Annotated in this window: 12 protein-coding genes; 4 read left to right on the top strand and 8 right to left on the bottom strand. The window is 49.4% G+C overall.

The window, feature by feature from the left end; genetic code table 11:
- Nucleotides 1–171: 171 nt before the first annotated feature.
- From DCW36_RS13725 to DCW36_RS13700, 6 genes are all read right to left on the bottom strand, one after another.
- Entirely contained in the window at nt 172–1317 is a 1146-nt protein-coding gene (locus tag DCW36_RS13725; RefSeq protein WP_240676182.1) for an efflux RND transporter periplasmic adaptor subunit, read from the bottom strand.
- 151 nt (nt 1318–1468) lie between these two features.
- Nucleotides 1469–1711, bottom strand: coding sequence for a hypothetical protein (locus DCW36_RS13720; RefSeq protein WP_114779179.1), 243 nt, complete (start codon nt 1709–1711; stop codon nt 1469–1471).
- 617 nt (nt 1712–2328) lie between these two features.
- On the bottom strand, nt 2329–2799 hold the full coding sequence (locus DCW36_RS13715) for a hypothetical protein (RefSeq protein ID WP_114779177.1): 471 nt from the start codon (nt 2797–2799) through the stop codon (nt 2329–2331).
- Nucleotides 2796–4631, bottom strand: coding sequence for a glycoside hydrolase family 15 protein (locus DCW36_RS13710; RefSeq protein ID WP_114779175.1), 1836 nt, complete (start codon nt 4629–4631; stop codon nt 2796–2798). The genes DCW36_RS13715 and DCW36_RS13710 overlap by 4 nt, the downstream gene beginning before the upstream one ends.
- Nucleotides 4618–5043, bottom strand: coding sequence for a tRNA (5-methylaminomethyl-2-thiouridylate)-methyltransferase (locus DCW36_RS13705; protein WP_240676181.1), 426 nt, complete (start codon nt 5041–5043; stop codon nt 4618–4620). The genes DCW36_RS13710 and DCW36_RS13705 overlap by 14 nt, the downstream gene beginning before the upstream one ends.
- 144 nt (nt 5044–5187) lie before the next feature.
- Nucleotides 5188–5829, bottom strand: a complete 642-nt coding sequence (locus tag DCW36_RS13700) for a sigma-70 family RNA polymerase sigma factor (RefSeq protein ID WP_114779173.1) — start codon at nt 5827–5829, stop codon at nt 5188–5190.
- A gap of 378 nt (nt 5830–6207) precedes the next feature.
- On the opposite strand from DCW36_RS13700, the gene DCW36_RS13695 reads away from it, so the two are divergent.
- Genes DCW36_RS13695 through DCW36_RS13685 form a run of 3 tightly spaced genes read left to right on the top strand, consistent with a single transcriptional unit; the run spans nt 6208 to nt 9911 of the window.
- Nucleotides 6208–7356: a hypothetical protein gene (locus DCW36_RS13695; protein WP_240676180.1), complete on the top strand. Its 1149-nt coding sequence runs from the start codon at nt 6208–6210 to the stop codon at nt 7354–7356.
- A gap of 15 nt (nt 7357–7371) precedes the next feature.
- Nucleotides 7372–9021, top strand: a complete 1650-nt coding sequence (locus DCW36_RS13690; RefSeq protein WP_114779171.1) for a BCCT family transporter — start codon at nt 7372–7374, stop codon at nt 9019–9021.
- A gap of 14 nt (nt 9022–9035) precedes the next feature.
- On the top strand, nt 9036–9911 hold the full coding sequence (locus DCW36_RS13685) for a universal stress protein (protein ID WP_114779169.1): 876 nt from the start codon (nt 9036–9038) through the stop codon (nt 9909–9911).
- A 15-nt stretch (nt 9912–9926) separates the two neighbouring features.
- Here DCW36_RS13685 and DCW36_RS13680 read toward each other — a convergent pair whose 3' ends face one another.
- The gene (locus DCW36_RS13680; protein ID WP_114779257.1) at nt 9927–10541 is read right to left on the bottom strand and encodes a MarC family protein; all 615 of its coding nucleotides are present in this window, start codon (nt 10539–10541) and stop codon (nt 9927–9929) included.
- A 524-nt stretch (nt 10542–11065) separates the two neighbouring features.
- Between DCW36_RS13680 and DCW36_RS13675 the strand changes: the two genes are divergently transcribed.
- Nucleotides 11066–11755, top strand: coding sequence for a hypothetical protein (locus DCW36_RS13675; protein ID WP_114779167.1), 690 nt, complete (start codon nt 11066–11068; stop codon nt 11753–11755).
- 419 nt (nt 11756–12174) lie between these two features.
- Here DCW36_RS13675 and DCW36_RS13670 read toward each other — a convergent pair whose 3' ends face one another.
- Nucleotides 12175–12855 (bottom strand): ABC transporter ATP-binding protein, encoded by a 681-nt coding sequence (locus DCW36_RS13670; protein WP_114779165.1) that lies wholly within the window; start codon nt 12853–12855, stop codon nt 12175–12177.
- Nucleotide 12856 lies beyond the last annotated feature (1 nt).

Here is a 12856-nt window from a genome sequence, read left to right as displayed (position 1 = left end):
GGGTTGTTCCGGAGCCGGCTTTTCCAAACATCCATCTACTACCAAATCGCGTTCACCTGCTCCTGTTGAAACAGCTTTTTTTTGCTGTTTTTGTTTTGCTGCAGCAGCCACCACAGCCTCTGCTGCTCAACATAGCTGCGCAAGGTAAAGGCGAACTGGTAACGGCTGCCCTTACAGGCTCGCCGACACGAAAAGGCTGTCCATCGGCAGTTCATCGGGTCGGATGGAAACGCCTTCCCGCAGGTTCTGGATGCCCTCGTACACCACCTTTTCGCCCGGCTCCAGGCCGGAACCTACAATGTAGAAGTGTGAGAAACGGGCTTTGGGATGAAAGCTTTTGATTGTGACCTTGTTCAGGCTGTCCACCACATACACAAAACTCTTGTCCTGCACCTCGAAGGTTGCTTTCTGGGGCACCATCAGGGCATTGTCGATGTCGTTAAACAGGCGCACTTTGCCGGTAGAGTGGTGCTTAAGGAGCTGCTTCGGGTTGGGGAAACGGGCGCGGAAGGCAATGGAGCCGGTGTTCGCTTCGAACACGCCTTCCATCGTTTCAATTTCGCCCTCGTGCGGGTAGAGCGTACCGTCGGCAAGTATCAGTTTTACGGCTTCACTGTTATTGACCGCATTGGTTTGCTTTGCTTTTTTGATGGCCAGGTATTCCTTCTCCGACACATCGAAATAGGCATACACAGCCTCCAGGTCCGAAACGGTAGTCAGCAGGGTGCCTTCTTCCACCAGGCTGCCTTCTTTGAGCGGGATGCGGTCCATGATGCCGGAAAACGGCGCCCGGATGTAGGTGTAGGACAAGCGGGTGGCGGCATTTGCTTTCGCTGACTGGGCTTCGTCGATTTTAGCCATGGCTGCTTTCAGCTTGGCTTTTGCCAGGTCCAGTTCCGATTTGGAGATTACTTTTTTCTCGACCAGCAGCTTTACCCGGTCCAGGTCCAGTTCCGCGGCCAGCGCCTCCGAAATTACGTTCTTTAAGTTGGCATCAGCCCGGGCCACCTCTGCTTTGTATTCTTCGGAACTGATCCGGAACAGGGGCTGCCCCTTCTTTACTTCCTGCCCTTCGTCTACATATATTTTCTCGAGGAAGCCGTTGACGCGGGCCCGCACTTCCACGTGCTTTACCGCCTGAATATCGGCCACGTAATCGTTGTGCAGCACGGTGTCTACCGTGATCAGTTTGGTGACGGGCAGTTCGGGTATTACTTTGTCTGGGGAATCGCCCTGGCCTTGTGCGCTGCACCCGTAGGTAAATGCGCTAAGGGCGATCAGGTACATCCAGTTTGATTTTGTGCGGAGTATGTTCATAGAGCTAACAGATTATTTTTTTATGATGTTTTGGTATATGAAAAGCAACAGAAAGCAGGGTAACTGCCTGGGGTAAGGTGGCCTTTCCTGCAGAAACCTGTATTTGAAAAAGTAAGCGGGAAGCGGTTACGCTAACCGGAAAAAGGGAAGATCAGAAGGGGGTTAGCCGAAACACAAAGTCGTAGTAATCGGACAGCAGGAAGTTCTGCCGTTTGTAAGTAGTTGCCGGTAGCAGCGCCACCTGCAGCACCTCCGGCAGCAGTCCGGTATGCCGCCTCAGTGCCTGGTTGTTGCGGCTGGATTTCGTGCGGTAGTTCAGTCCGGATTTGACTTGCTCTGTTTTGGGGAAGTCGCCGAGTAGATCAACAAAATCATTCAGCAGCGTTTCTACCACCGTGGGGCTGCTGTTTTCAGACAGGGTGCCGTTGCATGGGAGGAATAAACTGCCCTGGCTGGGCTGCAAATTCAGATGGCCGGTAGTGCCTGACTTTAGTTGTAGGGTAGCATGAAAGAGGAAGCAGGGGATTAGTAACCAAAAAAAGCTCCTCCACATCATTTCCTTTGAACGAATTAATAGTCGTTGTTTAAACCTTGAAGATTCAAATTTACAAAAATTTGATAATATAGCAATATAACTTATCAACTTAGTAAAAATTTAATCAAAACCCGCTTCCGTTTGAAATATTGGTAATAGTTGCACTGGTCTGAAATTCCGCAAAAACCTTGCGGTAATTGTGATTTATATATGAAAAAAATATTTTAATTGTTTAAGTACTATGTTTTCTGACTTATCTTCTGTTTTGGGTGCACTGCGACCAGCTGCTCATCAGGTGGGGAGCATGTATAAACCAGCTAGCTTCTGCAGCTTGTTTGGTGATATCGTTTTACGCTTCGAAAAAATTCTGCTGCTCCTACCACCACAGCCACTGCTCTTTATCTTTTGATAAATGCATATTGAAACGGTGCTTTACACCAATTTTGCTGATGAGCATCCGGAACTGCTGCACCATCTTAGTTATAGAAGATGCCTAATACGCTGCCGTAAATTAAATGGGCCAGTAGTGTTACCAAAGGCGTACCTTTTCCATAATTGAGGGCAAGAAAACCGGGGGGCTCGAGTTGTCTGGTAGGAGTGGGGCCTTGTGCCGGGCTGGCAATTCTGGGATGAAGAAAGCTGAAAACAGGTAAGCCTACGGCCAGTACGAATGCGCCATGTACAAGCCCAATAGCCAGGCCAAACCACCAGGTGTGCAGGCCTGCGCTTTCAAATGCGGCACCGTAAATAAATGCAAAAATCCATCCCATTACCAGGTGCGAGACAAATCCAATCCAGGGTGCCTTGTTGCGGTTGGCTGTAAACATTGTTCCCAGCAAGAAGGGGATATCCATCCGGGTAAATCCTAAGGGTTTGGAACCAGCCATTAAGGTTGTCAGGATCAACGTGGCGGCAAATCCCCACAAGAGAAGGTTATCTATGTTCATTCCGCCAGACCTCCTTTCCGGTGCTCCTCATTAAGGGTGAGGGCCGCATTTATGAGACCAATGTGCGTAAAGCCCTGCGGGTAGTTTCCGAGTAGCTCGTGCGATTCCGGATCAATTTCTTCGGACAGTAGCCCGGCAGGGCTTGCATGTTGCAGCATAGTTTCAAAGATTTGAGTTGCTTTATCCAGCTGCCCTGACTTTGCCAGGTTCTCGACCAGCCAAAAGTTACAGATTCCAAAAGATCCTTCAGTACCTGTTAGGCCATCGTTGGTATGCAGGTACCGGTAAAGGAGATTATTTTTTGCTAACCGCTCCGATATGAGTTGTGATGTAGAGATCATTCTGGGGGAGGTTGGATGGCAGAAGCCCACAAGAGAGAGTACCAGCAGGCTGGAATCTAAGGTCTCTCCATTAAATTCGCGTGTATAGGCCTGCAGCTCACTGTTGTAACCAAACTGCTCCACTTGCTCCCGAATGCAGGAAGCTACGTTGCGATACTTTTCGAGTGGCGCACGTTTCCATTTGTATTTTTCAGAAAGCTTTATGAGTCGGTCCAGGCCTACCCAGGCCATTACTTTTGAATGTGTATGGTGGACAGTGGAGGAGCGGACTTCCCAGATCCCGTTATCTGGCTGGTCCCATTGTTTGCAAATAACCTCACCCAGGCCTAAAATAAACTTCCTGGTGTCCCGGTCAAAATCTTTAACCAGGGGAGCATAGGTATAAACGGCATCCAGCACTTCGCCATATACATCCAGCTGAAACTGTCCGTCGGCGCCATTGCCAATCCGGACCGGAGTGGAATTGCAATAACCGGTCAGCCAATGCAATGTTTCTTCTTTGAGCGATGCATGGCCATAAACAGAGTACACCACCTGCAGCTTCGGTCGGGTGAGTTGCGTGGCATGCAGTATCCAGTTCATGTAGGCATGGGCTTCTTCTTCAAATCCCAGCTTTACCAGCACCCTGGTTGTAAAGGAAGCGTCCCGGAGCCAGCAGTAGCGGTAATCCCAGTTTCGCTCACCCCCCGGTTCTTCCGGCAGGGAAGTGGTGGGAGCTGCAATAATTGCCCCGGAAGGGGCATGGGCCAGGAGTTTCAGCGTAAGGGCGCTCCGCTTTACTTCTTCCCGGTAGAGACCAGCATACCGGCACTGCCCGATCCAGTTTTTCCAGAACCTGATGGTTTGCTGCATCCGGTTCCAGCCGGTAGTATGCAACTCAGGTAGAACCGCGGGACTCTGGCTGGAGAAGCTTAACGAAAACAACACCTGCTCTCCCGGTTTCACAAAGAATTCAGCCGTTGCCCTGCCTGCTTCCCCGGCGGCTAGGGTTAGTTGTTCCGGTTCCAGGGTACTGCGCAGTGTAAAGATGTTTTCCTTCCAGAAAAAACAGATACCCAGCCTTTTATGGTCTTTGAGGTGCGGGATGTCTTTTCCGTAAAAAATGCGCGGCATGTACTCCATCCTGATTTTAACATTGCCTGAGATGCCTTCCACAACACGTAGTAGCTCCTGTTCCGGTAGAAGAACGCGTGTTTTTTCCTTTTCTGTCATGGCTGTAAAGGCATCCAGCAGCCGGCATTCACCTTCCGAAGTGGTGAAAATTGTTTCTACCACATTGGTGTCCGGCAGGTACTTCTGAACAGACTGGTAACTTCTTTCCGGAGCAACAGCAAAGTAGCCACCTCTTTCCTGGTCTAAAAGAGCCGAAAATATACCTGGTGAATGAAATTCCGGCATGCAGCACCACGCGATGGCACCATTCCTGCCAACCAGTGCTGCTGCCCGGGAATTGCCAATCAAGGCATAATCTGAAATGTTAAGAGCCGGCATAAGCTTTTCCTGCGCCTGACAGCATACTTAAGGAAAAAGCTCCTATCGCCATAACGGCATCCCGAACGGCAATATCATAGTACTGGCCTGTGAGTAACAGGTTTAGGGCTATGCCCATTAGCCATAAACCCACAATAAGCCCCCCCAGCTTCGGTTTTACCAATACAATGATGCCCGCAATTATTTCTATCACCCCCACTAGTAACATGAATGTATGCGGCTGAAACGGAAGGATATCAGTTACGACTGGTGCTAAGTATTTTTCCCAATCGGTTAACAGGTGCATAAACTTATCTGCTCCGGCCACGATAGGCACTAAGCCATAAGTCCATTTTAAGATACTAGTAACACGGTCTACCTGACTAACTGCTCCTGGAGCATGTCTGACGTCATGAGTTAATGATGCATCCATAGTTTTATTGTTTTTTTCTCATTAGACGCGGGCAGCTACGGCCCGTTACATTTTATCAAAAAAACTTACCGGATGTCATGAGCAGTGGCTGTGGTGGCAGGGGCAGCAGACCAGCTTGCGCCTATTACAATACCCTGGTTTGTGTCACAGCTGCCGGAACACCCGGTCCACCAGCCTATCGCAGTAAACGCGGTTAAATTCATATACCAGCACATGAGAGTAGAGGCTTTCCAGCTGCTTTCGGAGCATCGTTTTCGCTCTTTTCAGGCGTATTTTTACATTAGATTCCGTAATCTGCAGTGCTACTGCTGTTTCAGGTACAGTCATTCCTTCCAGTTCGCGCAGCACAAATACCGTACGGTATTTTTCAGGTAGTTCCTCAATACTTTTTTCCAGTAACCTGCCCAGTTCCCGGTTCAGAATTTCTTTCCGGACATCTGAAGAAACTGTCTCCTGAAAGCAGCCGGAAGTACCTGATGTTGCATGGGTAGCAGCTCTCCGTTTCCAGTCCGCACATTTATTCAGCATAATCTGAACAAGCCAGGTTTTAAAGCTCGAACGTGCTTCAAATTTCTCCAGGTTATGGTAGGCAGAAATGTAGGCTTCCTGCATCAGGTCCTGCACATCGTCGTGCGAAATGTCATACGAGCGGCCAATCTTGTAGAGCAGGCTGTTGTAACGCCTTAGCAGTATTTCAAACATGTCGCGCTCACCGGTTACAATGTTTTGGATAACTTCGCTGTCCGTGGCAGTCGAATTGTTTTCCAGCACGTCTTGCTTTTTCATGGTCTTTCAGAAATAGATTGCTGCTGTTGTATCTGATCCGGTCCTGTAGAAAATTTATCTGTGGTAGAGCCTGACAAAGGGCTATACGTAATTCATCTATTTATGTAGCAGGATGTGCTGTGCCGGGTGAAAGCACACCTGCACCAGGAGCTTTCCCAACGCTGTTTCCAAGAAGCAACTGGTGGTGCCTGAATTAGCGGTAAACGGTTTAAGCCTGTGAGAGCCAGTCTGCACCTGCCACCACAGCCACTGCTGCTCCGGAGTTGAGGAATGCTGCAAAATTTATCTTTTTTCTCCCGCAACAACCTTTCCTTCTCAAAGCCGTCCAACCTATAGAAATGCTTTTGAACAGGCAAATGCTCACTAAAAAAAGCAACTATGCAAAAAGTACTTTTACTGATCACACTCTTGCTGGTTAGCGCTGTTTGCCATGCGCAGTTTCCGGCAGATAAAGTGGAAGAAAAACCTTATTTAAAATTAGGAGGCGCTGTTCGTTTCAATTATAACCTGTCTACCTGGAAAGAAGATCAGCTGGAGCGTGGCGGTGATTTTGGCTTCGATTTGTTCCGGATCAATGTGGAGTCCGAATACAAGGGCATAAAACTCAACGCTGAGTTCCGGCACTACTCGCAGGCCTTTGGCGGGGCCTTCCTCAAACAAGGCTGGTTCCAGTACGATTTTTCCGACAAGTCGCAACTACAGGTTGGGCTTAACCAGATTCCTTTCGGTATCCAGCAGTACAATTCCAACAACTGGTTTTTCAACATGACCTATTATGTCGGTTTCGAGGATGACCATGATATGGGGGTTAAATACATTCACGACACGGGCCTGTGGCGCTGGCAGGCGGCCTACTATAAAAGTGCGGAAGAATTTGTGTTTGGAGCAGCAGAACCCAGCCCGAACCGGTACTCTTACGATATAACCGGCCGTAACAAGGAAAACAACCAGCTGGACTTTAAAACGGTTCGTCGGCTGGGGGATAGCCTGGAGCATGAGCTGGGGGTGTCGCTGCAGGGGGGCTTGCTGTACAACCTGGATACAGAGCAGAACGGTACCCGTCATGCAGGCGCCATACACTATGAGTACCAGTCGGCTCACAGTCCCTGGAATGTAAAACTGCAGGCGATGTACTACCGCATCAACCCGGAATATGCTGCCGGGGAGGCACGCGATATTGTGGAAATGGGCGCCTACGGAGCCAACTATAACGTAGCCACAAAAGGGGAAATTTATACGGCAGGCATTGCCTATCACCTGCCGGTAGAGTCCCGCCTGCTGCAGGGGATCACCTTCTACGACAACTATGGCTATTACAACAAGCGCATTTCGGGGTACGAAAATGCGCACATGAATGTACTGGGCGCTTTGTTTACCGCCGGCCCTATGTACATCTACACCGATGCCGCTTTCGGGTACAACCACCCCTGGCTTGGTCCTGAATGGACCAATGCTTTTGCAGCAGGCACGCCGGGCGAAACTGCCTGGCACATGCGGTTCAATATCAACATGGGATACTATTTCTGATTTAAGCTATTTTTAATGAGTAAAGTAACAAGAAGCGATACAAAAAAATCCCTGGGGCTCGAAGTAAACGGTCCCGTGTTCTGGACATCGATTATTATCCTGATCGTGATCATCAGCCTGGTGCTGGTTTTCAGGGAGGGGGCCGAGGCTTTTTTCGGCGATTTGCAGGCAAGCATCACCTCGAGCATGGGATGGCTGTTCATCCTGAGCGTGAACATCTTTGTCGGCTTTTGCCTGTATATGGCCTTCGGGAAGTTTGGCGGCATCCGGCTGGGGGGCAAAAATGCCAAGCCTGAGTTTAGCACCTCGTCGTGGTTTGCCATGCTCTTTAGTGCCGGCATGGGCATCGGGTTGCTTTTCTGGAGTATAGCGGAGCCAATCAACCACTTCCAGACACCGCCTTTGGGTGAACCGGGCACACCGGCTGCAGCCCGGCAAGCTATGAACTTTACGTTCCTGCACTGGGGCTTTCATGCCTGGGCCATCTATGCCTTAGTTGGTCTTTCGCTGGCGTATTTTACCTACAGCCGCAAACTGCCCCTAACCGTCCGTTCTGTTTTTTACCCGTTCCTGGGGGAGCGTATCCATGGCCTGATCGGCGACATTATCGATATACTGGCGGTGCTGGCAACGCTTTTCGGCCTTGCTACTTCCCTGGGGCTGGGGGTGAAACAGGTCGCCGCCGGGCTGCACCACGTTTTCCCGGGTATTGCCAGCGATGTAACAACACAAATTATGCTGATAGCCGGCATCACCGGCATAGCTACCATTTCGGTGGTGACGGGGGTAGACAAAGGTGTACGGATCCTGAGCGAATGGAACATACGCATTGCTTTGCTCATACTGGTGGCCGTGCTGGTGCTGGGGCCAACGGTGTTCATCCTGGGGTCCTATGTGCAGAACACCGGCTCTTACCTGGGCAATTTCCTGCAGCTTTCCTTCTGGAACGAAGCCTACTCTACCCGTAACTGGCAGGGCGGCTGGACGGTCTTTTACTGGGCCTGGTGGATTTCCTGGGCGCCTTTTGTGGGTATTTTCATCGCGCGGGTTTCCAAGGGGCGCACCATCCGGGAGTTTGTGCTTGGTGTGCTCATCGTGCCTTCGTTATTGTCTTTCCTCTGGATGACGGTGTTTGGCAGCACGGCCCTGCGGGAGGTACTGGCAGGCGAAACAGCTGTTTCAGAAGCCGTTGCGGCAGACATTTCTACAGCCTTGTTTGTGTTCTTCGAGCAGCTTCCTTTCTCCACGATTCTCTCCGTTATCGGCATTGTGCTGGTGGCCGGCTTTTTCGTTACTTCATCCGACTCCGGCTCGCTGGTTGTCGACAGCCTTACCTCCGGAGGCAGAACCGACTCGCCGGTAGGTATCCGCATTTTCTGGGCCCTGGCAGAGGGTGGTGTGGCAGCCGTACTCCTGCTGGGGGGCGGACTCCAGGCGCTGCAGACAGCCGTTATCATTACCGGGCTGCCCTTCGCGCTTATTTTGTTGCTGATGTGCTACAGCCTGTACAGGGGCGTGAGCGAGGAGCTTGAAGAAGAAAACAGGCTGGGTAAAACGCAGCAACGTAAAGATTACCAGCAGCTGATTGCCGAAATGCTGGCCAAACGTGCCGTGAAGCACGAAGCTGAAACGGCAAACGGCAAAAAAGATGTACCACCGGCTTAACAAACGTAATACGTATGATTTCAATAGACTCCATGATGGTCTGCCTGGACCTGAGTGACATAGATGAAAAACTGGTTGCCTTCACCCGCTCCATCTGTATGCGCCTGCCTGTAAACAAGGTGTACTTTGTGCATAATATCAAAACATCCGAGCTAAGCGATGAATTTAAGGAGTACTTCGGGGATGTAGACCTGGCAAAAGAGGTGGAAGAGAATATTGATGATATCGTTACGGATCAGTTTTCCAACGCCACCGATTATGAAATACTGGTAAGCGAAGAGCCGAATACAGAAGTGATCCTGGCCGAACTGGTGAAGCGGTACCAGGTAAAGGTAACCCTGCTCGGCAAGCGGATGAGCGATAAAAGCACAGGCGCCTTAGGAAGCAAGCTGCTCCGGGTGCTGCCCTGCAGTCTGTTGGTTTTTCCGGAGACAGCCAGATTCGACATTGGCAAAGTGCTGGCGCCGATCGATTTTTCCGATGCCTCGGTGCATGCGCTCCGGCTGAGCAAAAGCCTGGCAGACCAGCTGGGCCTGCGGCTCGATATTATGCACGTTTACAAGTTGCCTACCCAGTACTTCCCGCTGATATCGGAAGAAAAAGCAATCAAAAAAGCAGAAGAAGTTGTAAAAGAGAAATTCAATTCCCTGCAGCGGCACCATCCTGAAATTGCAGAGGTACCCTACACGCTGGTGCGCGCTGCCGGGAAAAGCATTGCCGACCGCATTAACCTGCAGCTGCAAAAGGGGAAGTACGACCTGTTGGTGCTTGGGCTGAAAGGAAGTAACCCCTTGCCCTCCCTGAGCCTGGGCAGTGTGCCTACCGAGCTTTATAACATGGATATTGATGTACCACTGTGGCTGGTGTATTCTGAAGCGGTGATAAAGTAAAAAAGGAAATCGAAGTTATTGCTGGGCGGCTGCCGTTAGCAGGTGTTTTATACCTGTCACGACCATATCGATCCCGATAGCGCCCACAAAAAAACCGTTGATACGCAGCAACAGCTCCATGTTTTTATCAAAGGCTGTCTGTACTTTTTTGGAGCGCATGTTGCGGCGAATCTGTTTTAAACCCATGATAAACAAAAAGTTTACCAGCATAATAATGGCAAGCGACAGCACCCCCTGCCACAGCACCAACTGCTCCGACATCAGGATGGTAAGCGAAATGGTGCCTGCCCCCACCATAAAAGGCAAGGCAATTTCAGATGCCAGGTCATGCAGGTCGCCTTTTATCTGGATAAATGCCTTTTTGCCCTGCACAATAAACATATAAGCCAGCGAAAACAACACAATGCCACCAAAAATCCGGAACGACTCGAAGTTGATGCGGAATACATTCTCGAAAACCAGGTCTCCGAAAAGCAAAAACACCAGGAAAATAAAAAAGGAAATGGTCGAAGCTTTTAAAAATACCGACCTGAAGTCGGCGTCCGACAAGTCATTCATCACAGGCTTTAAATAAAGGAAAAGGGCAAAAGGGTTCAGCATAACCAGGAAACTAAAAATTGCTGCGATCATAGGCTCAGGTTTTGGGATGCCCTCTATGGTACGCGACACTGGTAAGATAGATTTCGCAAACCAGCTGCCTGCTTTAGCCGGCAAGGGCGCCGGTACTGTTGCAGGCTAATGACTGTTTGTTGCTGGTTTTGTTTTTGCGTTATGACAGAACATAGTAATTGTTTGCCGGGATATAATGATGTGTTTTTGAATATTTTTAAGTATTTTGCTTGTGTATAAAATGTAGAAGAGGGCTTGCCGGTGGGTTGTTTTGTAAAAAACAGGACCTTTTTAGTGCTGGAATGTGTTTTGAAAGCGGTGTAAAATGAAGTTTAAAGAATGTTTTTGTAAATTGCAGCTTTAATCATCTTGGCAAGGTTTGAAAAAAGATGGTTGTTGTTTTTTGAAAAATATAATATATTTATCTTTTTTGAGTTATAAGTGGTAAATCTGAAATTGGAGGATATGAATTTTGATTCAGTCTGCTACTTAAAACTTGTTTACTGGTGCCTTGTTCTCCAAACTTAAACTTTATGAATCTGTGTATGAAAACTCTCTTTTATCCCCTGGTTTTATTGTTTTCTTTTTCAATAATAACAGCTACCGCGCAACAAACGGCAACAAAAGAATCCGCAGCGCCTGCCGCCCTCACCCGGCAGTATAACAGCCTGAAAGAAGGTTCCAATTCTTACCGGGAAGGTAACCGGGAGTACAAAGTTGTAAATGTAAGTACCCTCGAAGCTTTCTGGAAGAGCGTGCAGCAATCGATAAAAGCAACCGAAAAAGGGCTGATCGATGATAAAAAATCGGCTGAGCAGGAGGCAGCACAGGCCCACCAGACCATTGAGGAGCAGAAAAAGCAAATTCAGGCCCTGAAGCTCGATAATATTGAGAAGGAGAAGCAGGTGCAGCAAAGCCAGCACGCTGTAAACAACCTGTCGGTGCTCGGTATAGATATGCAGAAGCAGTTTTACGTTATCCTGACGGCTGTTATTATTATTGCCTTGGTTGTGATGCTGTTTGTGGCCATGCAGCGCTATAAAAGCAGTAACCGGGTGGCTGTCGAGAAGCAGGAGGGATACAATACCATGGAAGAAGAATTGAATGAGTACAAGAAGAAAGCCCGCGAACGCGAACTGAAGATCAAGCGCGAACTGCAAACTGAAATGAACCTGCGGGAGGAAATGGCGCTGGAGCTGGATCGCCTCCGAAAGCACCAGGTTGTCAGGCATTAATCCTGTTTTCTGATGTTACCAAACCGTCAGGCGCAGCTTACATTCATGAGCTGCGCCTGACGGTTTTTTTATGTCAGATTCTTCCTTTCTGTGATTATGTGATGGATCTTGTGGTATTTTAATAATATTTTCTACCGCAAGTTTGAGCGCAGCGGTAACTTGTGGTTTCAATTAAGGCCAGTTTGTAACTGGCGTGGTTACAAAAGCAGGAATATCCAGCTACGCCAGTTGATAACTGGCGGCAGGAATTATTTTATTATTCCATTTTTCCCTATAAGATTAGCCTTCAAAGGGCGACTTTTCCTACTGGTTTCTGCGTTACATCAGTCCTTTAACCCGCTTCATCCCGGTACAGCCGATAAAAAAGTGTTCTGCACCTGCCACCACAGCCACTGCGGCTGCTCCGTGTCTCAGAAAATTTACCCGCTGATAATCCGGCCGTCTTCCATTTCAATGATGCGCTGGGTTCTTTCCGCGAAGCTCTGGTCGTGCGTTACAATCAGGAGGGTCTGGTTATGGACTTCGGCCAGCTCCTTGAAAATGTCGAATACCATTTCGCTGTTCCGTATGTCCAGGTTGCCGGTGGGTTCGTCGCCCATCACTATGTGCGGATCGTTGATCAGGGCGCGGGCAATGGCGACGCGCTGCTTTTCGCCACCGGATATTTTATAAGCAATTTTGGAGGCCAGGTGGTCGATGCCCAGCATTTTCAGCCGTTCCATGGCCCGGTGCTCCACTTCTTCCTGCGGAAGTTTTTTCAGCTTCAGGCCGGGCAGCATCACGTTCTGCAGCACCGTGAACTCGTTGAGCAGGTAGTGGAACTGGAACACGAACCCGATCTTCTCGTTGCGGATGCGCGCCAGCTCTATTTCCCGCTTATTGGTCATCAACTCCTTGTCGATCAGCAGTTCCCCCTCGTAATCGGTGTCCATGGTAGAGAGGATATAGAGCAGCGTAGACTTGCCGCAACCCGACTTCCCGATCACGGACACAAACTCGCCTTTGTCTACTGTAAAAGTAATATCGCGCAGCACCTGCACCGTCACCGGGTCGTGAAAACACTTGTTGATATGCCTTGCTTCCAGGATAATCTCGCTCATG

It is taken from the genome of Botryobacter ruber (genome assembly GCF_003347595.2).
GTDB classification, from domain to species: domain Bacteria; phylum Bacteroidota; class Bacteroidia; order Cytophagales; family Hymenobacteraceae; genus Pontibacter; species Pontibacter ruber_A.
Note: the sequence above shows the minus strand (reverse complement) of the source record. Positions and strands in the feature narration are given on the sequence as shown.

What these genes read in the sequence shown, in the direction of transcription:
- DCW36_RS13725 (WP_240676182.1), bottom strand. Translation starts at nt 1,317, where the DNA reads ATGAACATACTCCGCACAAAATCAAACTGGATGTACCTGATCGCCCTT.
- DCW36_RS13715 (WP_114779177.1), bottom strand. Translation starts at nt 2,799, where the DNA reads ATGAACATAGATAACCTTCTCTTGTGGGGATTTGCCGCCACGTTGATC.
- DCW36_RS13710 (WP_114779175.1), bottom strand. Translation starts at nt 4,631, where the DNA reads ATGCCGGCTCTTAACATTTCAGATTATGCCTTGATTGGCAATTCCCGG.
- DCW36_RS13705 (WP_240676181.1), bottom strand. Translation starts at nt 5,043, where the DNA reads ATGGATGCATCATTAACTCATGACGTCAGACATGCTCCAGGAGCAGTT.
- DCW36_RS13700 (WP_114779173.1), bottom strand. Translation starts at nt 5,829, where the DNA reads ATGAAAAAGCAAGACGTGCTGGAAAACAATTCGACTGCCACGGACAGC.
- DCW36_RS13695 (WP_240676180.1), top strand. Translation starts at nt 6,208, where the DNA reads ATGCAAAAAGTACTTTTACTGATCACACTCTTGCTGGTTAGCGCTGTT.
- DCW36_RS13690 (WP_114779171.1), top strand. Translation starts at nt 7,372, where the DNA reads ATGAGTAAAGTAACAAGAAGCGATACAAAAAAATCCCTGGGGCTCGAA.
- DCW36_RS13685 (WP_114779169.1), top strand. Translation starts at nt 9,036, where the DNA reads ATGATTTCAATAGACTCCATGATGGTCTGCCTGGACCTGAGTGACATA.
- DCW36_RS13680 (WP_114779257.1), bottom strand. Translation starts at nt 10,541, where the DNA reads ATGATCGCAGCAATTTTTAGTTTCCTGGTTATGCTGAACCCTTTTGCC.
- DCW36_RS13675 (WP_114779167.1), top strand. Translation starts at nt 11,066, where the DNA reads ATGAAAACTCTCTTTTATCCCCTGGTTTTATTGTTTTCTTTTTCAATA.
- DCW36_RS13670 (WP_114779165.1), bottom strand. Translation starts at nt 12,855, where the DNA reads ATGAGCGAGATTATCCTGGAAGCAAGGCATATCAACAAGTGTTTTCAC.